The organism is Neorhizobium sp. T6_25 (assembly GCF_002968555.1).
Lineage (GTDB): Bacteria > Pseudomonadota > Alphaproteobacteria > Rhizobiales > Rhizobiaceae > Neorhizobium.
Genome location: NZ_PVBL01000029.1, coordinates 51,508 through 74,995 on the forward strand (window position 1 = coordinate 51,508; position 23,488 = coordinate 74,995).

General features: G+C 63.3%; 31 protein-coding genes. 10 read left to right on the forward strand and 21 right to left on the reverse strand.

From position 1 onward, the window contains the following. Positions 1-239: 239 nt before the first annotated feature. Both C5L10_RS28010 and C5L10_RS28015 read right to left on the reverse strand, forming a co-directional pair. Positions 240-560 (reverse strand): HigA family addiction module antitoxin, encoded by a 321-nt coding sequence (locus C5L10_RS28010; RefSeq protein WP_046668498.1) that lies wholly within the window; start codon positions 558-560, stop codon positions 240-242. Beyond that, the gene (locus tag C5L10_RS28015) at positions 532-816 is read right to left on the reverse strand and encodes a type II toxin-antitoxin system RelE/ParE family toxin (protein ID WP_105432368.1); all 285 of its coding nucleotides are present in this window, start codon (positions 814-816) and stop codon (positions 532-534) included. The genes C5L10_RS28010 and C5L10_RS28015 overlap by 29 nt, the downstream gene beginning before the upstream one ends. A 125-nt stretch (positions 817-941) precedes the next feature. On the opposite strand from C5L10_RS28015, the gene C5L10_RS28020 reads away from it, so the two are divergent. Continuing rightward, positions 942-1,535: a DUF1214 domain-containing protein gene (locus tag C5L10_RS28020; RefSeq protein WP_046607708.1), complete on the forward strand. Its 594-nt coding sequence runs from the start codon at positions 942-944 to the stop codon at positions 1,533-1,535. 79 nt (positions 1,536-1,614) lie between these two features. Further along, a complete protein-coding gene (locus tag C5L10_RS28025) occupies positions 1,615-2,235 on the forward strand; it encodes a DUF1254 domain-containing protein (RefSeq protein ID WP_245448223.1) in 621 nt (206 codons plus the stop codon). A 14-nt stretch (positions 2,236-2,249) separates the two neighbouring features. Here C5L10_RS28025 and C5L10_RS33900 read toward each other — a convergent pair whose 3' ends face one another. Next, the gene (locus C5L10_RS33900; RefSeq protein ID WP_172717222.1) at positions 2,250-2,426 is read right to left on the reverse strand and encodes a hypothetical protein; all 177 of its coding nucleotides are present in this window, start codon (positions 2,424-2,426) and stop codon (positions 2,250-2,252) included. A 658-nt stretch (positions 2,427-3,084) separates the two neighbouring features. On the opposite strand from C5L10_RS33900, the gene C5L10_RS28030 reads away from it, so the two are divergent. Beyond that, positions 3,085-4,125 (forward strand): DUF2336 domain-containing protein, encoded by a 1,041-nt coding sequence (locus C5L10_RS28030; protein ID WP_205837103.1) that lies wholly within the window; start codon positions 3,085-3,087, stop codon positions 4,123-4,125. Positions 4,126-4,129: 4 nt separating this feature from the next. Here the strand turns inward: C5L10_RS28030 and C5L10_RS28035 are convergent, their stop codons facing one another. Next, positions 4,130-4,474 (reverse strand): DUF1491 family protein, encoded by a 345-nt coding sequence (locus C5L10_RS28035; RefSeq protein WP_105432337.1) that lies wholly within the window; start codon positions 4,472-4,474, stop codon positions 4,130-4,132. A gap of 127 nt (positions 4,475-4,601) precedes the next feature. On the opposite strand from C5L10_RS28035, the gene C5L10_RS28040 reads away from it, so the two are divergent. After that, positions 4,602-4,937, forward strand: a complete 336-nt coding sequence (locus tag C5L10_RS28040; RefSeq protein WP_105432338.1) for a GIY-YIG nuclease family protein — start codon at positions 4,602-4,604, stop codon at positions 4,935-4,937. A gap of 139 nt (positions 4,938-5,076) precedes the next feature. Beyond that, positions 5,077-5,244, forward strand: coding sequence for a Thivi_2564 family membrane protein (locus C5L10_RS28045; protein WP_007772654.1), 168 nt, complete (start codon positions 5,077-5,079; stop codon positions 5,242-5,244). A gap of 53 nt (positions 5,245-5,297) precedes the next feature. Here C5L10_RS28045 and C5L10_RS28050 read toward each other — a convergent pair whose 3' ends face one another. After that, positions 5,298-5,690: a tautomerase family protein gene (locus tag C5L10_RS28050; RefSeq protein WP_105432339.1), complete on the reverse strand. Its 393-nt coding sequence runs from the start codon at positions 5,688-5,690 to the stop codon at positions 5,298-5,300. 107 nt (positions 5,691-5,797) lie between these two features. On the opposite strand from C5L10_RS28050, the gene C5L10_RS28055 reads away from it, so the two are divergent. Further along, a complete protein-coding gene (locus C5L10_RS28055) occupies positions 5,798-6,664 on the forward strand; it encodes a LysR substrate-binding domain-containing protein (protein ID WP_105432370.1) in 867 nt (288 codons plus the stop codon). Positions 6,665-6,893: 229 nt separating this feature from the next. Here C5L10_RS28055 and C5L10_RS28060 read toward each other — a convergent pair whose 3' ends face one another. The 4 genes from C5L10_RS28060 to C5L10_RS33905 all read right to left on the reverse strand — a co-directional run bounded on the left by C5L10_RS28060 (position 6,894) and on the right by C5L10_RS33905 (position 10,496). After that, on the reverse strand, positions 6,894-7,265 hold the full coding sequence (locus tag C5L10_RS28060) for a nuclear transport factor 2 family protein (RefSeq protein WP_105432371.1): 372 nt from the start codon (positions 7,263-7,265) through the stop codon (positions 6,894-6,896). A 417-nt stretch (positions 7,266-7,682) separates the two neighbouring features. After that, on the reverse strand, positions 7,683-8,618 hold the full coding sequence (locus C5L10_RS28070; RefSeq protein WP_105432340.1) for a peptidoglycan-binding domain-containing protein: 936 nt from the start codon (positions 8,616-8,618) through the stop codon (positions 7,683-7,685). Continuing rightward, positions 8,590-10,089 (reverse strand): HAMP domain-containing sensor histidine kinase, encoded by a 1,500-nt coding sequence (locus C5L10_RS28075; RefSeq protein ID WP_105432341.1) that lies wholly within the window; start codon positions 10,087-10,089, stop codon positions 8,590-8,592. The genes C5L10_RS28070 and C5L10_RS28075 overlap by 29 nt, the downstream gene beginning before the upstream one ends. Positions 10,090-10,271: 182 nt before the next feature. After that, on the reverse strand, positions 10,272-10,496 hold the full coding sequence (locus C5L10_RS33905) for a hypothetical protein (RefSeq protein ID WP_172717224.1): 225 nt from the start codon (positions 10,494-10,496) through the stop codon (positions 10,272-10,274). Positions 10,497-10,590: 94 nt separating this feature from the next. Here C5L10_RS33905 and C5L10_RS28080 point away from each other — a divergent pair, with 94 nt between their 5' ends. Both C5L10_RS28080 and C5L10_RS28085 read left to right on the forward strand, forming a co-directional pair. After that, positions 10,591-11,010: a DUF5330 domain-containing protein gene (locus tag C5L10_RS28080; RefSeq protein ID WP_105432372.1), complete on the forward strand. Its 420-nt coding sequence runs from the start codon at positions 10,591-10,593 to the stop codon at positions 11,008-11,010. Between the two features lie 231 nt (positions 11,011-11,241). Continuing rightward, positions 11,242-11,664, forward strand: a complete 423-nt coding sequence (locus tag C5L10_RS28085; RefSeq protein WP_105432342.1) for a SufE family protein — start codon at positions 11,242-11,244, stop codon at positions 11,662-11,664. Here C5L10_RS28085 and C5L10_RS28090 read toward each other — a convergent pair. Next, positions 11,661-12,266: a TetR/AcrR family transcriptional regulator gene (locus tag C5L10_RS28090; RefSeq protein WP_105432343.1), complete on the reverse strand. Its 606-nt coding sequence runs from the start codon at positions 12,264-12,266 to the stop codon at positions 11,661-11,663. The genes C5L10_RS28085 and C5L10_RS28090 overlap by 4 nt on opposite strands. A 155-nt stretch (positions 12,267-12,421) precedes the next feature. Between C5L10_RS28090 and C5L10_RS28095 the strand changes: the two genes are divergently transcribed. Then, positions 12,422-13,183, forward strand: coding sequence for an SDR family NAD(P)-dependent oxidoreductase (locus tag C5L10_RS28095; RefSeq protein WP_105432344.1), 762 nt, complete (start codon positions 12,422-12,424; stop codon positions 13,181-13,183). Between the two features lie 93 nt (positions 13,184-13,276). On the opposite strand, the gene C5L10_RS28100 is transcribed toward C5L10_RS28095, so the two are convergent. Next, positions 13,277-13,870 carry an NADPH-dependent FMN reductase gene (locus C5L10_RS28100; protein WP_105432345.1) on the reverse strand — a complete coding sequence of 198 codons (594 nt, stop codon included), beginning with the start codon at positions 13,868-13,870 and terminating at the stop codon, positions 13,277-13,279. Positions 13,871-13,997: 127 nt separating this feature from the next. Here C5L10_RS28100 and C5L10_RS28105 point away from each other — a divergent pair, with 127 nt between their 5' ends. Beyond that, positions 13,998-14,321 (forward strand): helix-turn-helix domain-containing protein, encoded by a 324-nt coding sequence (locus tag C5L10_RS28105; RefSeq protein ID WP_046607242.1) that lies wholly within the window; start codon positions 13,998-14,000, stop codon positions 14,319-14,321. A gap of 47 nt (positions 14,322-14,368) precedes the next feature. On the opposite strand, the gene C5L10_RS28110 is transcribed toward C5L10_RS28105, so the two are convergent. The 10 genes from C5L10_RS28110 to C5L10_RS28165 all read right to left on the reverse strand — a co-directional run bounded on the left by C5L10_RS28110 (position 14,369) and on the right by C5L10_RS28165 (position 23,348). Continuing rightward, positions 14,369-15,196, reverse strand: coding sequence for a DUF6456 domain-containing protein (locus tag C5L10_RS28110; RefSeq protein ID WP_105432347.1), 828 nt, complete (start codon positions 15,194-15,196; stop codon positions 14,369-14,371). Continuing rightward, complete coding sequence (locus tag C5L10_RS28115; RefSeq protein WP_105432348.1) at positions 15,189-15,620, reverse strand: helix-turn-helix domain-containing protein; 432 nt, start codon at positions 15,618-15,620, stop codon at positions 15,189-15,191. The genes C5L10_RS28110 and C5L10_RS28115 overlap by 8 nt, the downstream gene beginning before the upstream one ends. Positions 15,621-15,935: 315 nt before the next feature. After that, on the reverse strand, positions 15,936-16,367 hold the full coding sequence (locus C5L10_RS28120; protein WP_037083991.1) for a MucR family transcriptional regulator: 432 nt from the start codon (positions 16,365-16,367) through the stop codon (positions 15,936-15,938). Between the two features lie 435 nt (positions 16,368-16,802). Next, positions 16,803-17,147, reverse strand: a complete 345-nt coding sequence (gene mnhG / locus C5L10_RS28125) for a monovalent cation/H(+) antiporter subunit G (protein ID WP_105432349.1) — start codon at positions 17,145-17,147, stop codon at positions 16,803-16,805. Then, on the reverse strand, positions 17,144-17,548 hold the full coding sequence (locus C5L10_RS28130; RefSeq protein WP_105432350.1) for a cation:proton antiporter: 405 nt from the start codon (positions 17,546-17,548) through the stop codon (positions 17,144-17,146). The genes mnhG and C5L10_RS28130 overlap by 4 nt, the downstream gene beginning before the upstream one ends. Then, positions 17,545-18,018, reverse strand: a complete 474-nt coding sequence (locus C5L10_RS28135; protein ID WP_105432351.1) for a Na+/H+ antiporter subunit E — start codon at positions 18,016-18,018, stop codon at positions 17,545-17,547. Before C5L10_RS28135 ends, C5L10_RS28130 begins: the two co-directional genes overlap by 4 nt. Further along, entirely contained in the window at positions 18,015-19,580 is a 1,566-nt protein-coding gene (locus tag C5L10_RS28140) for a Na+/H+ antiporter subunit D (protein WP_105432352.1), read from the reverse strand. The genes C5L10_RS28135 and C5L10_RS28140 overlap by 4 nt, the downstream gene beginning before the upstream one ends. A 351-nt stretch (positions 19,581-19,931) precedes the next feature. Beyond that, complete coding sequence (locus C5L10_RS28150) at positions 19,932-20,309, reverse strand: Na+/H+ antiporter subunit C (protein WP_105432353.1); 378 nt, start codon at positions 20,307-20,309, stop codon at positions 19,932-19,934. Then, positions 20,309-20,746 (reverse strand): Na+/H+ antiporter subunit B, encoded by a 438-nt coding sequence (locus C5L10_RS28155; protein ID WP_105432354.1) that lies wholly within the window; start codon positions 20,744-20,746, stop codon positions 20,309-20,311. Before C5L10_RS28155 ends, C5L10_RS28150 begins: the two co-directional genes overlap by 1 nt. A gap of 256 nt (positions 20,747-21,002) precedes the next feature. Further along, the gene (locus C5L10_RS28165; RefSeq protein WP_105432355.1) at positions 21,003-23,348 is read right to left on the reverse strand and encodes a putative monovalent cation/H+ antiporter subunit A; all 2,346 of its coding nucleotides are present in this window, start codon (positions 23,346-23,348) and stop codon (positions 21,003-21,005) included. Positions 23,349-23,488 lie beyond the last annotated feature (140 nt).

A 23,488-nucleotide genomic window follows, 5' to 3' on the forward strand; every position in this document is an offset into this window, starting at 1 on the left:
GGGTTAACCCTCAGATCATTCCTGTTTGAGAATGGCACGCAAAGGCCCTGGATGACCGATCCCGGCACAGGCAGCGAGCTTCTCGCCGTCGATCCAGCGGGGTTGGGAGGAAGGGCGGCCGGCGTCTTACGGCGGATTTATAGGGAGTGATTCGGCCCCGTGCCGAAGTCATGGGGACGAGCGTGCCGAAAAGACACGCCCACCCGTTGCTTAAGTGAATCGATGCTGGCCTTGAGGGATCAGGCTGCGCGCGGCTCGATGCTGTTCAAGGCATCACCCAGTTCGCGGCGCCGCTGCATCAGGTCGTAGTCCGCCTGGAGGCCGAGGAAAAAGCCCTCTGACATGCCAAAATAACGAGCCAGCCTGAGATCGGTATCGGCGGAGATCGACCGCTTGGCGAGCACGATCTCGTTGATCCGGCGCGGCGGCACGCCAATGGCACGCGCCAGTCCGTTCTGGCTGAGCCCCATGGGTTTCAGGAAGTCCTCCAGCAGGATTTCTCCCGGATGCGGGTTCGGGAGCCATTCGGTCTCAACCATGGTAATCGACGATTTCGACATGGGCAGGCCCTCCTTCGGTCCAGATGAAACAAATACGCCATTGATCGTTGATGCGGATCGAGAACTGCCCGGAACGGTTGCCTTTCAAGGCCTCAAGGCGGTTTCCGGGCGGAATGCGCAAGTCCGATAACGCGCGTGCCTGATTGAGAAGACGCAGCTTTCTCAGGGCAACCGGCTGCATATCCGCGGGCAATTTCCGGCTTTTGCTGCCGGACCAAATCCGTTCGGCTTCGCGATCCGCAAAATCCCTGATCATGTGAAGACTATAACGCAATGCGTTATAGCGTGCAACGGGCCCGGGTTTCGCCGGCAGGCCCATTCCTTCGCAATAGAATCAATGCTAACCCTCTGGCACAGCTGTCCGAGGGCCAAAGCAAACCCGTGTTCCGTGTTCCCTTCCTCATCGCGATCGCGCTCACCATCGCCTTCGGCGGCGGGATATGGTCCACTCTCGTGGCACTGGATGCCACGATCGGTTTCGGTGCGATCAAGCTCGGCTCGTGGGAAGCCTTTCCTGACGCGCAGACCGCGCAGGCGGACCCTTATGCGAAATCGCACCGGGCGAGCGCCGGCAAGCTCATCTACGCCAGCGCCGAGGGCCTCACCTTCATCGCCTCGGTCGATCAGGCGGGGGAGCGGCTGACCGGAAACTGCTCCTATCGCCTCACCGGCCACACGCCGCCGGCGCGTTTCTGGACGCTGTTTGCCGCAGCCCCCGGCGCCGCCCCGCCCTCGGCGCAATCGGACCTGCCGACCGCACTCAATTCCCGCATCGTGCTGCGCAACAGCAGCAGCGACGGCGGTTTCGACATCGCGATTTCCGCAACCGCCAAGCCGGGCAACTGGCTGGCGGTCTCGACGCCCGGCGTGTTCCGGCTGACGCTGACGCTGTTCGACACACCGACGGCCGGCAGCTCCGGGCTGATCGACCTCACCATGCCGCGCATCGAGAAGACCGGGTGCGGCAATGTCTAGAAGTCTTGGGTTCGGAAGTCCGCGATTTAGACGGCTCGGGTTTAGACGCCTGGGGTTTGGAAGTCTGCGCGCGAGAGGTTTGGGATCGGGGTCCAGGGACTTCGCGTCCCGGAAGGCCGATTCCCGGGGTTTTGCGCTGAAGGTTCTGCTGGCGGTGATCACCGGGCTTGTCGGCGCTGCGCTGCTGCACCTGATCATCGTGCTGGCGCTGCCGGATTTCAGCGAGCGCGACGCCTATACGCGGGTGCTGGCGGAAGGCGAGATTTATCGTTTCTACCGGCTGGGGGAGAAGCCGGACCGGGCCGGGCTTTCCAAGGACGATCCGTTCGTCGATGCGACGGTCTGCGCCTTCGATATTTCGGAGGGGCCGGTGAGGCTGACGGCCGCCAATGGCGGCGTGCCCTTCTGGTCGCTCGGCGTCTACGACCAGTCGTCCAACGAGGTGTTCAGCATCAATGACCGGACGTCGGCCGGCGGCGTGCTGGATGTGGTGATCGCGTCGCCGATGCAGCTGACGGCATTGCGCAAGGCGCTGCCGCAGGCGGTTTCGCAGTCGATCCTGGTGGAAGCACGGGCGGAGGAGGGATATGTGGTCTTGAGAAGTCTCGTCCCGCAACCGAGCTTTGCGGGTATCGTGTCGCAATTCCTGAACCAGGCCACATGCGCGCCGTTCGAATGGCGCTCCCGAAGCCGGTTCTGATCTTCGTTTGCCGACTATTCGGCACGCACCGCGTGGTTTTCAGCCTTGCGGTCGCCAAAATCCTCGAAACGTTCGTATCGCACGCCGGTAAACAGCAGAACCTGTCCGGCGTTCTCGCTTTCGCCGATCCTGATCTGCGGCCGACGCTGATTGTCGCTGCGCCATCTGTTCAATACTACGATCTCTGCCATGCTCGTCTCCGTTTAAGGAATTCGAGACGGATGAAGACGGACCGATCTCACCCTGCCCTCTCCAAGGGCCTGACGCTTCCCGAGACAGAAGTCCGGGCATCCGCGCCTTTCTCGCCTGTGCGCCTTGTTCGAAAGCGCAACGACATTTCGATATGAACGGCCGGTTCCGCCTGAACCGGCCGTTATCGGGAAGGTCCCAGGGACGCGGGGCCATCCGGCATTTGAAACGCGGCAAATACACGCCGGTTACCCCTGGATTCAGCCAGACCACCGTTAACAATGTATTACTGCTAATATAGCACTTGCTACCGGTGCATGTCTGTTGTCCGACCCCAAAACGCAGAAGCGTGGGTTTGGTTCACAGCCTTTGAAGGCGTCGATCGGACCTGCGATTTCCTGGCAAAACAGCGGCACTGCAAGAAATTACCGGCGTATCGAAACGAACCATTTTTACAGACCGTTAACCCTCCAAGAGTTAGCATCCGGTTAAACCAAGGCGACCCCATTCTGCAGATGTTGTCACAGCTGCGTGAGCGGACGGCGCGCCACCGGGAGTTTCCCAGGCAAGGTACGATGAGAACGCCAGGCGAGCTTTTCCGGCACACCTGACCGGCGTTCGGCACTCCGGATTTGTTTTGCGTTGATTGCGAGTTTGCCAGTGACGAATGAGTTTCGAGACCTTGAAAGGCCCCAGGCCATGCGTAAAAAGGATGTGGTGCTGATGGCCACCGTGACGAGCTTCGAAAGTCTTCCGTACCCTTCGCGGTCGGAACTTCGACAGTTCGCCGAGCTCTTCGCCCCCCTGTTTTCCGCATCGTCCGAAGAGGCCCGCCGCGATGCGGTCGCGGCGCTCTCGCAATGCAAGACCGTGCCGCCGGCCGTCGCCTTCTTCATCGCTAGCCAGCCGATCGCCGTTGCAGCACCGTTCCTCATCTCCTCGACCTGCCTTTCCGACGATGCGCTGATCGCCATCGCCCGCACCCAAGGGGAAGCGCATGCCCGCGCCATCGTGCGCCGCGAGGCGCTGTCGCCGACGGTGATCGACGCGCTGGTCGGGCTTCGCCACGACCGCACCAAGCGCAGCGATGCGCCCGAAAACCTCAACGCGCTCCTGCCGCTGAGGCCGACGCCGGAAATGGTCGACGAGGCCGAACGCAACACGCGCGACGAACTGCTGCGCAACCGCATCAAGGCGCTTGCCGGCCATGTCGACCGGGCTGCCGCAGACCGGCTGGGCTTGCGCAATCTATCGCCGATCCAGGAGGCGCTGCTCGTTCGCTTCGCCCGCAACCGCGAGACCGGGCTGTTTGCAACCGTGCTTGCCGACACGCTTTCCGCCAGCCACTGGCTTTCGGAGCGGATCATGCTCGACATTTCCGGCCAGCAGCTCGCGGCGACGCTGAAGGGCCTGGCGATGGAAATGGAGGACGCGCTGTTCATCCTGCAGCGGCTCTACGACCATCTGGGTGCGGAACAGGACGGGGTGACACGCGCCGCCGCGCTCTGGGATGCGCTCGACGAGGACGAATGCGGCAAACGCGTCGAGGCCTGGCGCCGCGCCGACAGCTACACCTACCCGGAACAGCAGCATCAGCCGATGTTCGCCGACAACCGCGTGGAAGACAGCCGCCAGCCGCGGGTGATCCGCACCACCGCCAGCGCCCGCAAGCCGCTCAACGGCCTCTACCGGGTGCGCTAAAAGCCTACCCGGGCTTTACCACTTCAAAGAGATCGGCGACGTCGTCGATCTCCAGTTCCAGCAGCCAGAGATCCGGATCGAAGCGCATTTCGCGCGACAGCATCTCGCGGATGGCTTCCGGCTCGGCCCGTTCCGCTCTCACCTCGAATTTGCGCCCGCCGTCATCTTCGTCGCCGAAGAAATTCTGCGGCGCCGGCGCATAAAGCGTTTCCAGCCCGTCGCGAAAACGCTGGCGGATGAAGATCGCGCCCGCCGCCTCCGCGCCCTTCCTTTCGACGGCGGCAAAACCGCCAAGCCCGAAGACGCGGCGGATCATGGCGGAGACGACGATTTCGGATTTCAGGCGCATGGCCCCTCATACGGCGCTTCGGGGCCGGGCGCAAACTCACCTCGCACCAATTTTACCCGGATATAACTATTGCCATAATATTACCCGGATGATATTGGCTGCACTTCCATCAAGGAAGGCACGGGACATGAACATCATCGACAGGAAAGCGGCGATCTCCGCCTACAAAGAACGCAAGGCGCCGGCCGGCATCTATGCCATCCGTTTTGCACCGATGGGGCAGCGATGGGTCGGCCGCTCCGGAGACCTCGACAAGATCCAGAACCGCATCTGGTTCACGCTCCGGCACGGCAGCCATGTGAGCAAGAGCCTGCAGGCGGCCTGGAATGCCAACCGGCCGGAGGATTTCGCGATCGAGCGGCTGGAGGAGATCGACGAGGAGCTGACCGGCTACTTGCGCGACCGGACGCTGAAGGACCGACATCTGCACTGGGCTTGGGAGCTCGGCGCCGAGGCGGTCTGAGCCCTTCCACGGGAGCCAGGCCACGGAAGTCCCTGAGAAGAAACGGAAAATCGCCCCGCCGCGCCCTTTCCTTTCGCCCGATGCACCATATTTACACAGGCGGTGTCGTACGGCACTGTCATGAAAAGGAGTTTGGGGCTTGGCTACTTCCGCATTGATCAGCATTCTGATCACCTTCCTGGTGATCGTCCTGGTTCTCTATCTCGTCGCGCGCCTGCCGATCGATGGCCGCGCGAAGCAGATCGCGCAGATCATCATCATCATCATCGGCATCATTTCGCTGCTGAAATATCTCGCCGTGTTCTAAAGGCAGAGATGCGCCCGGCCATGCCGGGCGCCATCCAACCGGTGGGATGAGGATCACGCCGTCATTGCATTTGTACGCCGGTATTCCTGCGTCACCCCGCCGAAACCCCAGGCGTCGGCCTCGACCTCGCGGACGATGACATAGGTAGCAGGCGGTATCCCGCCGAGGCTCTGTTTCAAAAGCGCGTCCATCGCCTCGATGAAACGCTTCTTCTCCTCGGGCGTATTGGTGCCGAGCGTGACATTGGCCTCCACATGCGCGGCCACTTCCAGCGGCTCGCCGCCGACGGTCCAGCCGGAAAGATCGACCTCCTCCACCAGGACCGCGGTGACCTCGCGGCGCTTGCGCATGATCGTGTTCATCAGCACCGTGGTTTCCTGCTGCAGCCGGCGCCTGGCTTCCGGTTCGATGCTTTTGCCGGCGATGATGACGTGAACGAAGGGCATGACGTTCTCCTTGTTTGGATTTCTGTTGACGCCGCCATCTTCTCTCTGCACAATCGTTTTGAAAATCGCGAAATTTTAAACAAACTCTTTTGCAGAACTCAACGATCATGCTGCCCATCAATCTCGATATCGACACGCTGAGAAGTTTTGCGCTCGGCCTGGAGCTCGGCAGTTTCGCCAAGGCCGCCGACCGGCTTGGCCGCTCGCCTTCGGCGATCAGCCTGCAATTGAAGAAGCTCGAGGACCAGGTGGGCGAAACCCTGCTGCAGAAGCAGGGGCGTGGGCTTGTGCTGACCGAAGCCGGCGAAATCCTGCTCGGTTATGCCAGGCGCATCCTGGAACTCAACGACGAGGCGCGGGCGGCGGTGCGCGGCGTCGGCAAGCTCGAAGGCTGGGTGAGGATCGGCGTGCCGCAGGATTTCGCCGAAACCTGGCTGCCCGACCTGCTCGGCCGCTTTTCGAAGATCCATCCGAAGGTGCGGGTCGAGGCGCGCGTCGACCGGGGTGTCGCGATGGTACAGGCGATCGACAAGGGCGAACTCGACGTGGCGCTGACCTGGGGCACGCTCGCCAGCCCGCGGGCGGAGATCGTCGCAAGGCGGGAAATCGCCTGGATCGGGCCGGATGGTTTCAGGCATATGCCTGGAGACTCACTCGCGATCGTCGCCTTCGATCCACCCTGCGCCTTCCGCAAGGCCGCGATCGATGCGCTCGATCGCAACGGCATCGCCTGGCGCCACGCGTTCGCCAGCCCGAGCCTTGCCGGCCTCTGGGCAGCGGTCACCGCAGGGCTCGGCGTCACCCCCCGGATCGTCGAGGGCAAACCGGCGCAGCTTGCCGCGCTTGATGCGAAAGACGCCGGCCTGCCCGATCTCGGCGCGATCGAGCTTGCACTGCACGTCGCCGAAACCCGCCTCGCCCCACCTGCCGAAGAGCTGAAGCGGCTGGTGCTGGAAGCGGTGGCGATGCGTTGAGCGACGAGCTCTCGCCGCTGGAAACATAGAACATTCGGGAATGTGGCAAAACGAGGCGGCCATGTCCGGCATTCGGCAGCAAACGCCGCCAGGCGTGGGGCTACCGTGGCGACTTAGCGCCAGAAGCGGACACAGCGTCGGCTTAGTCGAGTGACCAAATTTGGGGCCGGAAGCTGACCGACGGCTCAAAACTGAGGCACTTCAAGAACGTCAACATCTGGTCTTGTAGCTATTCGACGATCTTCCAATAGGAATCTTTGCGGATCACCTGGCCATTCCGAAACGTATAAAGATCGCAGCCTTGGACTTCCGTCTTTGTCCCGTTGACCGACGTACCCATGAGGGTCCATCTCGATATCCCAGTTCCGGATGCTTCATCAACGAAGTGCTCAACGTTGTTGTAGGTAACGTCAGGCAGGCCCTGAAAGCGCGACGCCAGGGCCTCTCGCACCTTGGTCTTGCCTTCCAAGCGAGACCCCCATGGATCGCGCCCGCGCGGCATCTCCAATATGCAGTCTTCCGCGAAGTAGGTCATGATCAGATCGAGATCGTGAGCGTTGAAGGCATCGCACAGATCCCTCAGCCGTCGAAGCAAGTCCATCACGGTCTCCATCAGTAGGGAAAGCGGGCTCGCGATCCTACCATGTTTCCTCCCGCTCTGCAGGAGGTGCATTACTGCGCGGGCAATGGGTGAAGACCAATTTGAAAAGATGCGACGGAACTGGTCCAGACACACCACCTCGATGCTTGCCCCAGCAGCATTTCGGACGAAAGAGACTATGTCTTGCCCAGATGCTTCGGCCAGAATTCGTGATGAACTTTGGCGGCTTCGTCTTCTAGGTTCGCCGGGCTCTGTGACCAATCGGACCGGTAGCTTTCAGGACATCGCAAGATCGGGTTGAATGACCGCAATCAAGGCGCAAAGCAGCCCTTCAGAGATCGTGCCGACTATGACTGCTTCGGGCCAAAAGCGGCCGTAATAAACAAGAGAACATTCGGGAGATTGGGCGCAGTCGCCCTACAGCGCGCCGATCGACTTCAGCTTCTTCAGCACCAGTTCGTCCGGTTCTCCGGTCTCGGGCAGGCGGTAGTGGCGCTGGAAGCGGCGGATGGCGGCCTTGGTCTGGGCGCCGGCGACGCCGTCCACCTCGACATCCGCATAGGCGATGTTCGACAGGCCGCGCTGGATCTGCAGCACCAGATTGGTGGGCTGAACGGGGGCGTTCGGCTTTTGGGAGACGGGCGTGGCCAAGGGCCTGCCGGAACTGGAGGCCCCGCTCGGGATATTGGCGGGCGGCGTCATCGTCGGCTTGCGCTCGGAGGCGCGGATTGCGGCGGCAACCGGGTCTTCGCCGCGCCCATTGGCGCTTTCGGCCGGGCGGGTCGGAGAGACAGGCCGGGGCGGCTGGACCAGGGACGGCGCAGGCCTTGCCGGCGCGGCCGGTGTGGCGCGTGCTGTCTCGGCGGGTTTTGGCGCTGCGGGCTGCGTCTCAGGAGGTGCCGCCGGCTGGACGGCGGCCTGCTGCGGCGCCGGGGGGCGCGGCATCGGCGCGACAACCGTCGGCGCGGGCGCTGCCGTCTGGGCAGGCGCTGCGGCTGGCATTGCGGCCGGCGCGGCGGCTGGAGCTGGCGCTACGACGCTCGGGTCGGCCCGCTCGATACGAAAGGTGGTGACATCGGCGGGCGCGGTGCGCCTTGCCGGACGATAACCGGCGATCTGGTTCGGGTTCTTGGAATCGCGGGTGGCGAGGAACGGGGACGGATGGCCGCCCGGTTGGTACCAGAGCGCATTGGCGGCGACGAAGGAGAAGACGATGCCGAAGGCAGTGCAGCCGATCAGGGCCTTCGGCCGGCGCGCAGCAGCCCGCGCTCCCGCCAGCAGCAGGTTCGACAGAATGCCCGGTTGCTTGACAGGTTTTTTCCTGTCAGGCGATTTTCGCTTCCGCGCGGTCATCGATAAAATCCTGTTCGTCCATCATGGCCGCATGCCGGGCTGCCCTCAGCCGCGGCGGGAATTCGACTTTTTCCTCCCGGGAGTCATCCCGTTTTGCTTCGACGCCCGAACCGTCTGCCGGCAGGGAGATCGTCACCACGGTCCCCTCGCCCGGACGGCTGACGATCGTGAACCGACCGCCATGCAGCGCCACCAGACCTTTTACCAGAGAAAGTCCGAGGCCGGTACCTTCGTAGGTGCGGGTATAGGCGTTTTCCACCTGCATGAACGGCTGGCCAATATATTGCAGCTTTTCCGCCGCGATGCCGATGCCAGTGTCGCTGACCGAAATCTTGACGTCATCGCCCTCGAGCACGGCGTCGATCGACACGACGCCGCCGGGGCCGGTGAACTTGATCGCATTGCCGGCCAGGTTGATGAGGATCTGCTGCACCGCGCGGCGGTCGGCGATCACTTCGCCAAGCCCGCGCGGCGCGCGGCTCGTCAGCGTCACGCCCTTTTCGCGGGCGGTCAGATCGAGCATGGCACGGCAGGTTTCCACGGCTTCCGCGATGGCGAAGGGCTCGGCGAGCAGTTCGTAACGGCCCGCCTCGATCTTCGACATGTCGAGCATGGTGTTGACGACGGACAGGAGATGGCCGCCGGACTGGCGGATCAGGCCGACATATTCGCGCTGGCGGTCGTTTTCGAGCCGGCCGAAATATTCGCCGATGAGCACGTCGGAAAAACCGAGAATGGCGTTGAGCGGCGTGCGCAGCTCATGGCTGACGGCAGCGAGGAACCTCGACTTCGCCTCATGGGCGGAGCGCGCCTCGGCGACATTGGCCGCGGCTTCCAGACGGAGCTGCTCTTCTTCCGACATGTCGCGCGCCTGCGCCAGGACGTAGAGGAGTTCTCCTTCGCCGTCGCGGATGGCGGTCATGTCGAGGCGAACGGACAGGAACTGGCGGCCGGCCGCCGAGTACGGCCGCTCGATGCGGATATCGGCAGCAGCGCTTGGCACACCCTGGCGCAGCATGTCGAAAGCCTGGACGAGGCCGATCCGGTCGGACACGTGGACGCGCTCGGCAAGCGGCTCACCGGCGGCGTCGCGCAGGCTTGGCGGAAACAGATGCTGATCGCGGCCGCCAGTCTTCACCAGCAGGCCATGCGGATCGAGAATGAGCGACAGGCCCGGCATCGCATCGAAGGCAGCGTCTTCCGGCGGGGGGGCGGCAACAGAGGCCACGGCATGGCGCGGAAAAGCGAAGGACGCGGCCGCGGCCAGAAGGAAAAGCGACAGAACCAGCGCAACGCCGACCGGCAGGGCCAGCGCCGGCGGCAGGAGCAGCGCAAGCGCCGGCGGCACGGTGACGAATGCGGCAAGGCCACAGAACACGAGCCGGCGGAACTGGGCAATTTCACCGGGACGCGCGGTGTCGCCCTCGCCGAGGCGCGTCAGCCAGCGGCTTGCGGTCTCGTCGACCAGCATGACCGCCTTTCCGGCAATGTTACTCAATACGCGCACGCAAAACCCTGCACAGACTCGTTTATCGAAGCCGACAATAGGCCCCCGTGGCTTAAGGAAAGGATAAAAGAAGGGGGTGCCGGAGGTCCCGCAATGGGCCAAAATCCGGCTTTGGGACAGAAGGGCCAAGCCTTCCGAGTTTGTGGTTAACGCGGCGTAAGCGGCGGATTTGCTTCGATTTTTCGCAATACGTTAACCTTTGTGGCAAACCGCCCCCCGACAAAGCCCGGGGTTTCGGGCGGACCGCCGCAATTATGCTTAACATCGATCGCTAAAATTCGATTCAAGTTCGCGGCAAAGACGCTGCAAATGCCGATATTTCGCATTTTAAGCAAATTTGCCGAAAAACCGAACGATCCCGTCAAAGCCATATTTGCTTCCCGGCGGTACAACCATGTTCAAGACCGGCACAGATCCGGCGGCCCGCTCGAGACCCAGGAGCGGGAAAAACAGGTGGATAGAACGATGTGGTTTCTCATCAAGGGAAGTATGTGGTTCGCGGCGGTGCTGGTAGTGCTCTCCTACTTCAGCAGCAAGCCGGCGACCGAGACCGACGGGCTTTCGCCCCTGCAGGTCAGCAATGCATTTTCGGCTGCGACCGAAGCCTATCAATATGTGAGCGCCATCTGCACCGAAAAGCCTGAGGTCTGCGAAAAGGGTGCCGAGACCTTCTCGGCGCTCGGCACGAGGGCCAGGCAGGGCGCCCAGGTCGCCTTCGAGCTGCTCGACAAGCAGTTCGGCGACAAGGGCAGCCGGACCGCGGTGCTTGCCGATCCGGAGCCGACCCCATTCCCGGCCAAGCAGGCCGAAACGGCAGCCGCTACCGGCGCCGATACGATCTTCACCGGCACCGTTCCGGTCCCGCAGAAACGGCCGACCCACTAATCCCGCGCATCAGGTCGGCGCACCAGATCGACCTGATACCGGACGTCTGATCCGAATTCGAATTTCAAAGCTTGCACCGGGCTCTCAATGCCACGGTTCCCGGTGCCTGATCTGCCTGCCCTGTCATTCAGCATTTGCTGACGCCGTGAGGTTTACCCCTCACGGCGTTTTTTTTGCTTTTATCCCGGCCTGCAGTGCCTATATGGAGCGGATAGAAGAACCGGAGCGCTTATGGCCAGCCTCGAGCAGATCATCGAAGATTTCGAATACCTCGACGAGTGGGAAGACCGCTACCGTTACGTGATCGAACTCGGCAAGGCGCTGCCGGACCTTCCCGACGACCAGAAGACCGCGGAGAACAAGGTGCAGGGCTGCGCGAGCCAGGTATGGTTGGTCAGCCATCTCGGGGACGGCAGCGCCGACCCGGTGATGACCTTCGAGGGCGATTCGGACGCCCATATCGTGCGCGGCCTCGTCGCCATCGTGCTCGCCGTCTATTCCGGCAGGACCGCCTCCCAGATCGCCGCCACCGACGCGATCGAAATCTTCGACCGCATCGGCCTTGTCGAACACCTGTCGTCCCAGCGCGCCAACGGGCTGCGCTCGATGGTCAAGCGGATCCGGGAAGAGGCAAGGATCAGGGCTGCGGCCTAGCGCAAAGACCCCTCGCCCTTGCCCGCGGGCCACGTGGCAAGCGCTTGCTCGGCAACGGCCTCCAGCGTATCGCGACTGAAGCCGGCCTTGGCCTGCACCGCCATACCGTGAAGAACGGCCATCAGGAATGCCGCAAGCGTGTCGGGCCTCGCCGTCTCCGGCAGGTCACCCTCGGCCCTTGCCCGCTCGAAGCGTTCGCGAAGCTGCGCTTCGCCTTCGGCGCGCGCCTCTATCAAGGCCTGGCGGACAGGCTCCGCTTCATCCGATCCCGCCAGGACCCCCTGGATGGCGAGGCATCCCGTATGGTCGGGATAACGGGTGGTGAGGTCGATCGCACCCTGGAGAACGTGCGCCGCGACCTCGCGCGCCGTGGGCAACTGGAGTGCAGCGGGAAGATAGTGCACGTACCGCTCGTAGTAGCGTGCCAGGACCTTGCGGAAGAGCGCTTCCTTGTTGCCGAACGCGGAATAGAGGGCTGGCCTTTCGACACCCGCCGCCTCGGTCAGGTCGGCATAGGAGGCACCTTCATAACCCTTGCGCCAGAAGACGCATAACGCGGCGTCGAGCGCCTTCTCCACATCGAATTCGCGATGGCGTCCCATCAGCTCTGCCCCGTCATTTTCATAACGATCGTTATTAAACCCCTTGACCGGCCCTGTCAAATTTCATACCGATCGTTATCGTAACATACGTTATGAAATTGGGTGCCGCTTGGCAGGATCGAGCGGAGCCCTCGTCGATTTAGGAAAGGATACTCATGTCCAACATATTCAAGGGGAAGGTCGTCCTCATTACCGGCGGGTCGCGCGGCCTTGGCGCCGCGACGGCGGAAGCGTTCGCCGATCACGGGGCAGACGTGGCGATCAGCTACGCGGCCTCGGCCGACAAGGCGAAAGCCGTCGTCGAAAAACTTAAGGCAAAGGGCGTTCGCGCGATTGCGGTCAAGAGCGACCAGGCCGACCTTTCTTCCGCCAAGCCTCTGATCGACAGGGTGATGGCGGAATTCGGCAGGCTCGACATCCTCGTCAACAATGCCGGCATCGCCATCCAGGGTCAGATGGTGGACGATCCGGAACTCGACTGGGACAACTATAATCGCCAGTGGCAGGTCAACGTGCTCGGCACGATCGCCAACACCCGCGCGGCGGCGCAAAAGCTGACCGACGGCGGCCGGATCATCTTCGTCGGCTCCCGCCTCGGCTCAGTCGTGCCCTTCTCGGGTGTCGCCGACTACGCCGGAACAAAGTGGGCGCTCGCCGGCTATGCGAAGGGCATCGCGCGCGACCTCGGGCCCCGCAATATCACCGTCAACGTCGTCCAGCCCGGGATCATGCCGACGGACATGGCCGCAGACGTTGCCGGCGAGCTTCCGAACCGCGACGCCATCCTCGACATGCATCCGATCCGTCGCATCGCAACCCTCGAAGAGGTGGCCGAAACCATCTGCTTCCTCGCCGGACCCCATGCGGGCTACATCACCGGTGAGACCGTGAACATGGCCGGTGGTATCGGAATCTGAGCGCCGAAGCCCGGAGCTTCGACACAGAGGCCAGGGTCACCAACCTGAAAATCCCTGAGCTTCAAAACGAGCTCAGGGATCGGCGTCAAGGGATCAGGCTTCCGCTGCTTTGGCGGCCATTGTGGCCTTTGCCCACCAGACCAGCTCGTCGAGCGCCGTTTTGGCAGAAGGCAGCAGATTTGCCTCGATCTCCTCGATCGGCTTGTTGCCGCCCCTGGGGGCGACCGCTATGAAGTCTCCGCCACCGATATGGACGGCGGCGTGGGTCGATACCATCTGTAGCTCGACCCCGATGCCGCGCAGGTGTTCCACGGCGCGCGACGCGCCCATGCCGCCGTAACCGATGGCGGTAAAGGGCTTCCGGATCCATTCCTTGTAAGCCTGGTCGAGGGCGTTCTTGAGCACGCCGGTGAGCGAATGATTGTATTCCGCGACCACGAAGATGTAGCCGTCGAAGCGGCCGACGGTTTCCTGCCAACGTACAGCTTCCGGATTTTGGCTCGGCATCCACATGTTCGAGGCCATCTCGTCGAAGAACGGCAGCGGATGGTCGCGCAGATCGATCAGTTCGACCTCGATGTCGTCACGCGCCTGCGCCTGCTTCAACATCCACTGTGCCGGCTTGTCGGCAAAGCGGGTGGGGCGGGTAGAGCCGATAATGACCGCGATTTTGGGCTTCGGAACCATGGTATCCTCATGTATGTTGGTTTCTGTCCGTAACCATCTATCCGAGGATCGAGTGCCCCATCAAGACAGCACTTTTCGGAAACCAGGTAACCGCGAGGATACCGCGTCCTGCGGGCCAATCAGCCGCATGCTGGCCCGGATCAGCGACAAGTGGACGCTTCTGGTCGTGCGCGTTCTGGGGAGCGGCCCTCTTCGCTTCAATGCGCTGAAGCGCGAGATCGGTGAGATCAGCCAGAAGATGCTGGCTTCCACTCTTCGCGATCTCGAGGAGAATGGTTTCGTGACGCGGACAGTCACCCCGACGACGCCTCCGCAGGTGGAGTATGCCCTGACGGACCTCGGCCGGGATTTCTGGGAACCGGTCCAGGCGCTGGCCGACTGGACCCATGCGAACTCCCCGAGGATCGACGCCGCCCGCGCCGCTTATGCAGCGAAACGGGCGGCGCGCTAGGCCGGTGCTTCTGGCATTTGCAGCATCAGCCTCGCAAGTCTTCTCCATCACAGGACCGGCCGGTAATCCTCGGCTCCCCAGTGGTGGTTCTGGCGGCGTTTCGCCGGAGCCGGCGGCGCATAATGGCGGGCAAGTGCGAGCAGCGCGGTACGCAGCATGAGTTTGGCCGAGCGGGCCGGCCATTGGCGTTCGCGTTCCACCGTCTCAAGACCCTTTGCAAAGCAGCAGACATCCACCGCGACGCCGGAAAGTTCCGGCCCCATCGCCTCCACCGCCCTCGAAAAACGGTTGCGGGCCGATATCGCGCTGTCGGCGATGTCGGCCTGGCCACCGGCGGTGCCCTTGGCGCGGGTGGCGAGCCGCGGCTCCCAGGAGGCGGTAACGCGGGGCTGGAGCTGTCCGCGGGTGAAATCGGCGAGCAACCGCTCGCCCGCTTCCAAGGCTTCGGCCGGCAAAAAGGGTTTTCTGTCGCGGTCCTTCATCCGTGCGATCACGCCGAGCGGTGATTCGGCAAGGTTGCGGCGCACCGGCTGGCGGGCGCCCTCGATCTCGGCGGAGGTCACGACGATCTCGCCATGCTGCTCGACGAAGGCCTCCTCGCCCGTCACCAGCGCACGGCGCAGGAAGCTGGACGCCGCCGCACTTGCGGCAATCCTTCCGTCGCCAAGCTGCGCCAGTCCGAGCGAACGGGCCTGCGCGATCACCGCTTCGGGATAGGTCCGCTCCTCCGCCCCGATGAGCCTGATCTCGCCCGCCTCACCGGCCGCGATCATGCAGTCGCCGCGGGCGAGCTGGCGGATCAGCCGCAGGAGGTGCCGCCTGAGGGCCGGGTCCGCGGCCCTGTCCTTCACGGATTTGCGAATTGCCTCAGTCATGGGCCGCCACCTCCGACAGGCCGAAAACGGCGGTGACGATGCGCTCGAGGGCCGAGACGAACTCGTCGAAGGCGAGGTCGTCGCGGCGATCCTCGACCACGTGGCAGGCGTGGCCGACGGTGGTGCGGTCGCGGCCGAAAGCCTCGCCGATATCGCTCATCGAAATCTGGAGCGCCACATGGCAGACATACATGGCGATCTGGCGCACGTGGCAGGAAAGCCGGCGCCGGTCGCGGCGCAGCATCACCCTGTCGCCGAACAGCTGGACCAGTTCGGAAACCATCTGGCGGACGATGCGGCAGGCACTCTTGAGCGGCAGGCTGGCGGGAAGCATCGGCGAACCGGCCGGATCCAGCGGCGCAGGCGGGGAAAACGGCAAAGTGGAAGGCGGGGCGGAGGGCTGGAAATATCTCTCGAAAGGCATGACAACTCCTCAATTAATAGGAATTAATTCATACACCCTAGAGCAAAAACGGGGACGCTGGAAACCGCCTCGGCGCAATTATAAGCTGAAGTTGTTGATAATTTCCGCAAGTTCCCGAAAGATAATGGGATTTTTTTCCTCTACCCATCCCCGCGATGCCTGTTTCAGAAAAGAAAAAACCGGGCACTTAATCGGCCCGGTTCTTTATCCGCATCTTTTACGTCGATGCCAAAACCAGCCACCCGCCGCTGTCGCGATCGGTCCTCATCGGGCTGGTCTCAAAAATCCTCCCTGCCTTGTCGGGCGTCGCCCGGATCAGGCCTTGCCGCGCTTGCGGCGCTGACCGAGACCCATTTCCTTGGCGAGCCTGGAGCGGGCTTCCGCATAAGCGGGCGCCACCATCGGATAGTCGGCCGGCAGGCCCCACTTCTCGCGATACTCTTCCGGCGTCATGTTGTAGTGAGTCATCAGATGCCGCTTCAGCGACTTGAACTTCTGCCCGTCCTCCAGGCAGATGAGATAGTCGTCCTCGATCGATTTCTTGATCGGAACCGGGGGCTTCGGCTTTTCGATGGCCACGACAACCGGTGCCGGCGAAGAGGTGTTGCTCAACGCCGAATGCACGTCCGCGATCAAGTTCGAAAGATCGCTGACCGGCACAACATGGTTGCTCACATAGGCGGCCACAATATCTGCGGTGAGTTCCACCAGCAGATCCGGGCTTTTGCCCAATGCGACGTCTGTCATTTCCTGTCTCCTGTTTAAGTGACTGGCTGGCCCCGCGACCTCCGCGACACCTGCCCGTTCGTAGAGTCTCCCGGAGAAAACCTATGCCGCCCCGCCGTCTTGCGACCGAAGCCTACCCCTAAGCTTCATGCGGAAAAGAAAACGGTTCACACCGGATATTGCGCTCGATTGAAACCTTCCCTTGCGTGTGAACGGCGTTATCGTTCCTCATCGGAAGAACTTGTCGACTCACCAAAATGACGAGGGAACGCCTAATCTAGAACAACATCTGCACTCTACTTGTAATGAAGTACCACTGCTTCGCTTCATCTCCAAGTGCGAATTTTGCCGGTTACCAGCCTTTCTGCCGCCTATATCGCCCCTACATCGGCTTTACTGATGAATAGATGGGCATTTGCTCAGTCGCGACAGGGTTATAACTCGGTCCGGAAAGGATTATATTCGCTTATGGTAATCCTTCATTTCATCCCGGACGGACTCAGCGCAAAGTGGATACCCAACCTTGTGCGCTGCCATAGCGAGCAGGTGCGCCGAAATCGGCGCCGTTAGCACGAAGAAGAAGAAGCCGGCAAGCGCTCTTGCAAAAGTCGGCAGGTCGCCCGCATGGACGCCGACCGCAAGCAACAGGAGCCCGGAGCCGACCGTGCCCGCCTTGGATGCGGCGTGCATGCGGGTATAAAGGTCCGGCAGACGATTGAGGCCGATCGCCGCCACCAGCGCGAACCCGGCGCCGCCAAGGATCAGAAGAGCGGTTATCGCGGCCAACAGAATGTCCATCATTTCTTCGCCTTCCGCCGGACGGCCGGCCCGGTGCCGGATGGGCGCCTTGCCGCGGATTTGCGCCGCGGTTCGGGTACCGACGTCGTGAACGTCTTCATCATGTCCCCCTTCGGCGCCTCCCTGTTGCCGCGCGACAGGATGAACCGCGCAAAAGCCACGGTCGCGAGGAAGCCGACGAGGCCGAGCGAGATGGCGATATCGATATAGAGCGTGAAGCCGGTGCGGATGGCGATCAGCGCGATGAAGCCGATGACGATGCCGGTCAGCATGTCGAGCGCCACGACCCGGTCTGGAAGCGTCGGCCCCTTGATCACCCGCCAGACGGTGAGCAGGAAGGAGACACAGAGCACCACCAGCGCCAACCAGACCGCATAGGAGATGATCATTTCAGCCGTCGTCATCGGAACGCCTCCATGATCTTGCGCTCGAAGCCGTTGGCGATGTCGCGTTTCGTGGCTTCGACATCGGAACAGTCGATCGCGTGGACGAACAGCGTCTTGCGGTCCTCGGAGACGTCGACCGACAGCGTGCCGGGCGTCAGCGTGATGAGGTTGGCAAGCAGCGTGATCTCGAAATCGCGGGTGACGGTCAGCGGAAAGGCAAAGATGCCGGGCTTCAGGTCCATGCGCGGGCTGACGACCAGCACCGCCACCTTCCAGGCCGACAGCGCCAGCTCCTTCAGGAACAGGGCAAGCAGCGACAGGATGCGGCCGAGCCGCCGCCAGTAACCGCGGGCGCCCATCTCGTCGCGGACGATCCAGAGCACCAGCGTCGACAGCGCAAAACCGAAGATCAGGTTATGCAGCGTGGCGCTGCCGGTGACCGCGACCCAGACGACGGCAAAGACCAGTGACAGGATATAGGTGATCATCGCGCTGTCCCTCCCGGGAAGACCGACTGGATATAGGCCGCGGGCTCGCCGAGCCCCTCCGCCGCCCTCTGGGCCAGATCGAGCAGCGGTTCCGGCAGCAGGCCGAATAGAACGACGAGCGCCGTCAGGCAGCCGAGCGGCAGGACGATACGCCAGTCGGCGGACGAGCCGGCCGGAGCGGCGGCCTCGGGAACAGGGTCGGGCTGTGGCCGCCAAAAGGCAAGCAGGAAGACGCGGGCGAGCGCCAGCGTGACCAGGAAGGCGGAAAGGAGGATCGCCGCCGCCAGCCACCAGGCGCCGATATCGAGCGAGGCTTTCAGGAGCGCCACCTTGGGCCACAGGCCGGAGAGCGGCGGCAGGCCGGAAGCGGCGAGGAACAGCAGGAAGCTGGCGCCCGAGAACCACGGCGCCTTCCGGTAAAGTCCGCCGAGGCCCGAGAGCGCCCAGGTGCCGCCGAGCCGGCCGGCTTCCCCCGACACCAGATAAAGCGCCGTCATGGTCACCACCGAATGCAGCGCATAGAGGATGGCGCCGCTGACGGCTGCCGGCGTGCCGATCGCGACGCCCGCCATCATGTTGCCGATGCCGGCGATGACCACGTAACCGACGAGCCGGCGGATATCGTTCTGCGCCAGGGCGCCGAGCGCGCCGACCAGCATGGTGAGCGCCGCCGAGATGGCGACGATCAGGCTCAACGCCTCGCGCTCGACGGGGAAGAGCATGACCGTGACGCGGATCAGCGAATAGATGCCGACCTTGGTGAGCAGCCCGCCGAACAGCGCCGACACGACCACGCGCGGCGTGTGATAGGAGGCCGGCAGCCAGAAATTCACCGGAAAGGCGGCGGCCTTCATCGCAAACGCCAGGATGAACAGTGCCGTCAGCGTCGTCAGCGGTGCGGTCTCGCGCAGGCCTGCCGCCTTGCGGGCGATATCGGCCATGTTGAGCGTGCCGAAGATCGCATAGAGGTAACCGACCGCGATCAGGAACAGCGTCGTGCCGATCAGGTTGAGGACGGCGTATTTCAGCGCCCCGTCGATCTGCTCCGGCTCGGAGCCGAGGATCAGGAGGCCGAAGGACGAGATCAGCAGGACCTCGAACCAGACATAGAGGTTGAAGATGTCGCCGGTCAGGAAAGCACCCGTGACGCCGGCCATCAGCAGCATCAGGAACGGGTAGAAGCCGTAGCGCCGGCCGCTCGCGTCGATATCGGCGAGCGCGAATATGCCGGCGGCAAGTGCGACGACGGCCGCCGCGAGCGCCATGACCGCGCCGAAAAGGTCGGCGGTAAAAGCGATGCCGAAGGGCGGCAGCCAGCGACCCATCACCATGGTGACCGGGCCATGGACCGAGACGCGCCAGAGCAGAGCGGCATCGAGGAGGACGAGCAGCGCCAACCCGGCAATCGCGATGCCGCCATGCAGGCGGACGGACTTGCGCACCATCATCAGGACGGCACCGAGGCCGATCATCAGCGCGACGGGGAGAACGACCAGCCAATCGGCAAGCGGCGGGGCGGCAAGGATCAGCGCTGCGGAGAGATCGACGGAAGGAGAGGCCATCAGTGGATGCCTCCGGGTGGACTGTCGGCGAATATCGCCGCTGTCGGTTGAGCCCGGACGGATATCGTCGAAGTCGGAATACCCCCCTCTGCCCTACCGGGCATCTCCCCCTCAAGGGGGGAGATCGGCCAGAGGCCAGCTCCCCGTTGCCTATTGGACCGGGGCAAACGCAAGCCCCTGTCAAACGATATGCACTGTGTCTCACTCAACCGCTTGTCACGATCTGGGCAGGGCGCCGCCACGATTCGATCTCCCCCCTTGAGGGGGAGATGCCCGGCAGGGCAGAGGGGGGTGCCGCGGTATCCAAAGCCGGTGGCGGGAAAGAACATGACAACCTGCAAAACCATCCTCTCAATATCCCAGCGGCGGGAGTGGTTCTTGCCGCGGTTCGGCGAGCCGCATCTCGTCGGTATCGTCGGTGCCGAGCTCCTGGTAGGCGCGGTAGGTCAGCACCAGGAGGAAGGCGAAGAAGGAAAACGAGATGACGATCGCCGTCAGGATCAGCGCCTGCGGCAGGGGATTGGCGGCGCCTGGCGACAGCGTGTCCATGCCGGCCGGGATGATCGGCGGCACTTCGCGGGTGAGCCGGCCGGCGGTGAAGAGCAGCAGGTTGACCGCGTTGCCGAGCAGCACCACGCCGAGGAGGATGCGCACGGTGGATTTCGACAGGATGAGGTAGATGGCGCCCGCAAAGAACAGGCCGATCAGGACCGAAAACAGCGCTTCCATCAGCCCTCCCCCTCCACCTCGGAACCCGGCTCCTGTTCGAGCGCCAGCGCGATCGAGGTGATTGCCCCGACCACGACCAGATAGACGCCGATATCGAAGGACATCACCGTCGAGAGCGGCAGCTCGACGTCGAAAATCACCGGATAGACCCAGAGCCCGGTCATGAACGGCACGCCGAAGAAGATGGACAGCGCGCCGGAAAGGGTGGCGAGCAGCAGGCCGAAGCCGGCGATCGCCATCGGGTGAAACCGGATCGCGCGGCGAACCGAAGGCACACCGAAGGCGATGCCGTAGATCGCCAGCGCCGAGGCCGCGATCAACCCGCCGATGAACCCGCCACCAGGTTCGTTATGGCCGCGCAGCAGGACGAAGACGGAGAACAGCAGCATCAACGCGGTCAGAGAGGGGGCGACGGTGCGCAGGATGAGAGTGTTCATGGATGAGCACCTCGCCCGTTGGCTGCCACCACCTCTTGCAGGTTGAACAAGGTCCGTTCTCCTTGCAGGTCGAACCCTGCCAGCCCCCCTCTGCCCCGCCGGGCATCTCCCCCTCGGGTGGGGAGATCGGCTGGGGGCACAAGCATCGCTCCAACCGCAACGTTTGAGATGGCCGAAATCTCACCGCGATTCGATCTCCCCCCTTGAGGGGGAGATGCCCGGCAGGGCAGAGGGGGGTAAGCTGCGGAGATCATCCTCATCGCCCCTCCTCCGATCCGGCGCGTTTACCCGCCCTCACCCGGATCAGTGCCAGGACCGCGAGCGCGGTCACCATCACCACCGCGATCTCGCCCAGCGTATCCGTGCCGCGGAAGTCGACGATGATGACGTTGACGACGTTGGCGCCGTGGGCGACGGTCTTGGAATAGGTGTTGAAGAAATCGGTGAGCACGGTGTCGAACGGTGCCTGCGTCGACTTCAAAAGCAGCAGCGTGAAACCGAGGCCGCAGGCGACCGCGACCATGCCGTCGAAGAGCGACTGTCCCAGGGGCCGATGATCCCGCGGGGTGAGCCGCAGCCGGGTCATCACCAGCGCCAGGATGACGACCGACAGCGTCTCGACCATGAACTGGGTGAACGACAGGTCCGGCGCGCCGAACAGCAGGAAGATGACGGCGACGGCAAAACCCTGGATGCCGAGCGAAACGATCGCCGTCAGCCGGTCCTTTGCGCGCAGCACGGCGATGAGGCCGATCACCGCGATTGCGAAGAACGCCGCTTCCTGGACCAGCAATTGCTCCGGCCAGGCGGGCATTGCCGGCAGTTCGCCGAACAGGAAGGGCGGGACGAGCAGCGTCACGGCCAGCAGGATGAAGGTGGCGGTGATGTAGATCTCCAGCCGGCCCGGCTGGACGAGACGGGTGACGGCGGCCGAGAGCCGCACCAGGCCGGAGACGATATGATCGAAACCACGGTCCGGGCCGGGGCCAAGGCTTTCCACCGCCCGCACCATGAAGGCCCGAAGGTTCGTCAGCCGCCAGAAGGCGAGCGCGCCGAGCAACACGGTGATCACCGACAGAAGCAGCGGCACGCCCAGATGCGGCACGGTCGAAATGTCGATGACGATCTTCTCGTCGGTGACCGCGCTTGCCATCGGCGAGGAGATGTAACGATGGGCCAGGCCGGAAAAGAGCGCGGCAGCCAGGCCGAGCACGGACAGAACCACCGGGCCCAGCCAGAGCGTCATTGGTCCTTCGTGGGCATGTTTCGGCGTCTCGACATGGGGACCAAGGAAGGGTTTCAGCGCCACGGCAAAGCCAATCGCGAACATCAGCGCATTGCCGATGACGGCAAGGCCCGTGAAAAACACGGCGCGCGGATTGCCGGCGGCGAGTGCTGCATAGATCTCCTCCTTGGCGAGGAAACCGAAAAACAGCGGCAGGCCGCCCATCGAAAGCGCCGCCAAAAGCGCCGCGCCGAAGGTGACCGGCATGGCGGCGCGCAAGCCCCCGAGCTTGGTGACGTCGCGGGTGCCAGCCTCATGATCCACCGTACCGGCGACCATGAACAGCGCGCCCTTGAACAGCGAATGGGCGACGAGATAAAGCACCGCCGCCTCGACCGCATGAGCCGAACCGAAACCGGTCAGCATGACCAGGAGACCGAGCGAGGCCATGGTCGTATAGGCGAGCATCAGCTTCAGGTCCGTCTGGCGGACGGCGAGGAAGGTGCCGGCAATCAGGGTGATGCCGCCGAAGAAGGGCAGCAGGATCACCCAGGCGGGCGTATCCCCCATGACCGGGTTCAGCCGCATCAGCAGATAGACGCCGGCCTTCACCATTGTCGCCGAATGCAGGTAGGCCGAGACAGGCGTCGGCGCTTCCATGGCGTTGGGCAGCCAGAAATGGAACGGAAACTGCGCCGACTTGGTGAAGGCGCCGGCAAGCACCAGCAGCAGGGTGGCGAGATAGAACGGGCTCTGGCGCAGCCCGTCGCCCAGGTGCACGAGCAGCGAAAGCTGGGTGACGCCGGTAATGTTCCAGAGGAAGACCAGGCCGGCGAGCAGGCAGAGCCCGCCGCCGCCGGTTACCACCAGCGCCTGAAGCGCCGCGCGCCGCGCCGCCTCCCGCTCGTGATCGAAGCCGATCAGCAGGAAGGAGGTGATCGAGGTCAGCTCCCAATAGACGAACAGCATCAGAAAACTGTCGGAGACGACAAGGCCGAGCATGGCGCCCATGAAGGCGAGGATGAAGGCCATGAAGCGCCCCTGCCCCTCATGCCTCTTCATGTAGCCGCCGGAATAAACGACGATCAGGGTGCCGATGCCGGTGATGAGCAGCGCGAAGATGAGCGACAGGCCGTCGAGGAACCAGGAGAAGGAAAGGTTGAAGCTCGGCGCCCAGGCATAGCCCCCGGTCACCACCTCGCCGGCGGCGATTTCGGGCAGGAAGGTGCAGAAATGCGCAAACGCGAGTGCCGGGGCCAGCGCCAGGACGAAGGCGGCCTTGTCGCCCAGAAGCCGGGTGAGGACGGGCGCCAGAACGGAAGCGAGGAAGGGAAGGAAGAGTGCGAAGAACGTCAACGCCGGCGCATTGGCAGCCATGTCATCTCCACGCTTCAGAAGCCCCACACCGCCCGACCGTTCGGAGGCAGGTGATTTTCTATGGGAAACCTGGCCCCGCCTCAAGCGGAACCGGAGGAAACACACAGAAACGCGCGTTTTCGGGAGTTCGATGGCAAAGG

Bases quoted from the DNA above. Each gene is read 5' to 3' on its own strand.
- C5L10_RS28010 (WP_046668498.1), bottom strand. From the start codon at position 560: ATGTCGAAATCGTCGATTACCATGGTTGAGACCGAATGGCTCCCGAAC.
- C5L10_RS28015 (WP_105432368.1), bottom strand. From the start codon at position 816: ATGATCAGGGATTTTGCGGATCGCGAAGCCGAACGGATTTGGTCCGGC.
- C5L10_RS33900 (WP_172717222.1), bottom strand. From the start codon at position 2,426: ATGGCAGAGATCGTAGTATTGAACAGATGGCGCAGCGACAATCAGCGT.
- C5L10_RS28035 (WP_105432337.1), bottom strand. From the start codon at position 4,474: ATGCGCCTGAAATCCGAAATCGTCGTCTCCGCCATGATCCGCCGCGTC.
- C5L10_RS28040 (WP_105432338.1), top strand. From the start codon at position 4,602: ATGAACATCATCGACAGGAAAGCGGCGATCTCCGCCTACAAAGAACGC.
- C5L10_RS28050 (WP_105432339.1), bottom strand. From the start codon at position 5,690: ATGCCCTTCGTTCACGTCATCATCGCCGGCAAAAGCATCGAACCGGAA.
- C5L10_RS28055 (WP_105432370.1), top strand. From the start codon at position 5,798: ATGCTGCCCATCAATCTCGATATCGACACGCTGAGAAGTTTTGCGCTC.
- C5L10_RS28060 (WP_105432371.1), bottom strand. From the start codon at position 7,265: ATGGACTTGCTTCGACGGCTGAGGGATCTGTGCGATGCCTTCAACGCT.
- C5L10_RS28070 (WP_105432340.1), bottom strand. From the start codon at position 8,618: ATGACCGCGCGGAAGCGAAAATCGCCTGACAGGAAAAAACCTGTCAAG.
- C5L10_RS28075 (WP_105432341.1), bottom strand. From the start codon at position 10,089: ATGCTGGTCGACGAGACCGCAAGCCGCTGGCTGACGCGCCTCGGCGAG.
- C5L10_RS33905 (WP_172717224.1), bottom strand. From the start codon at position 10,496: ATGGCTTTGACGGGATCGTTCGGTTTTTCGGCAAATTTGCTTAAAATG.
- C5L10_RS28080 (WP_105432372.1), top strand. From the start codon at position 10,591: ATGTGGTTTCTCATCAAGGGAAGTATGTGGTTCGCGGCGGTGCTGGTA.
- C5L10_RS28085 (WP_105432342.1), top strand. From the start codon at position 11,242: ATGGCCAGCCTCGAGCAGATCATCGAAGATTTCGAATACCTCGACGAG.
- C5L10_RS28090 (WP_105432343.1), bottom strand. From the start codon at position 12,266: ATGGGACGCCATCGCGAATTCGATGTGGAGAAGGCGCTCGACGCCGCG.
- C5L10_RS28095 (WP_105432344.1), top strand. From the start codon at position 12,422: ATGTCCAACATATTCAAGGGGAAGGTCGTCCTCATTACCGGCGGGTCG.
- C5L10_RS28100 (WP_105432345.1), bottom strand. From the start codon at position 13,870: ATGGTTCCGAAGCCCAAAATCGCGGTCATTATCGGCTCTACCCGCCCC.
- C5L10_RS28105 (WP_046607242.1), top strand. From the start codon at position 13,998: ATGCTGGCCCGGATCAGCGACAAGTGGACGCTTCTGGTCGTGCGCGTT.
- C5L10_RS28110 (WP_105432347.1), bottom strand. From the start codon at position 15,196: ATGACTGAGGCAATTCGCAAATCCGTGAAGGACAGGGCCGCGGACCCG.
- C5L10_RS28115 (WP_105432348.1), bottom strand. From the start codon at position 15,620: ATGCCTTTCGAGAGATATTTCCAGCCCTCCGCCCCGCCTTCCACTTTG.
- C5L10_RS28120 (WP_037083991.1), bottom strand. From the start codon at position 16,367: ATGACAGACGTCGCATTGGGCAAAAGCCCGGATCTGCTGGTGGAACTC.
- mnhG (WP_105432349.1), bottom strand. From the start codon at position 17,147: ATGATGGACATTCTGTTGGCCGCGATAACCGCTCTTCTGATCCTTGGC.
- C5L10_RS28130 (WP_105432350.1), bottom strand. From the start codon at position 17,548: ATGACGACGGCTGAAATGATCATCTCCTATGCGGTCTGGTTGGCGCTG.
- C5L10_RS28135 (WP_105432351.1), bottom strand. From the start codon at position 18,018: ATGATCACCTATATCCTGTCACTGGTCTTTGCCGTCGTCTGGGTCGCG.
- C5L10_RS28140 (WP_105432352.1), bottom strand. From the start codon at position 19,580: ATGGCCTCTCCTTCCGTCGATCTCTCCGCAGCGCTGATCCTTGCCGCC.
- C5L10_RS28150 (WP_105432353.1), bottom strand. From the start codon at position 20,309: ATGGAAGCGCTGTTTTCGGTCCTGATCGGCCTGTTCTTTGCGGGCGCC.
- C5L10_RS28155 (WP_105432354.1), bottom strand. From the start codon at position 20,746: ATGAACACTCTCATCCTGCGCACCGTCGCCCCCTCTCTGACCGCGTTG.
- C5L10_RS28165 (WP_105432355.1), bottom strand. From the start codon at position 23,348: ATGGCTGCCAATGCGCCGGCGTTGACGTTCTTCGCACTCTTCCTTCCC.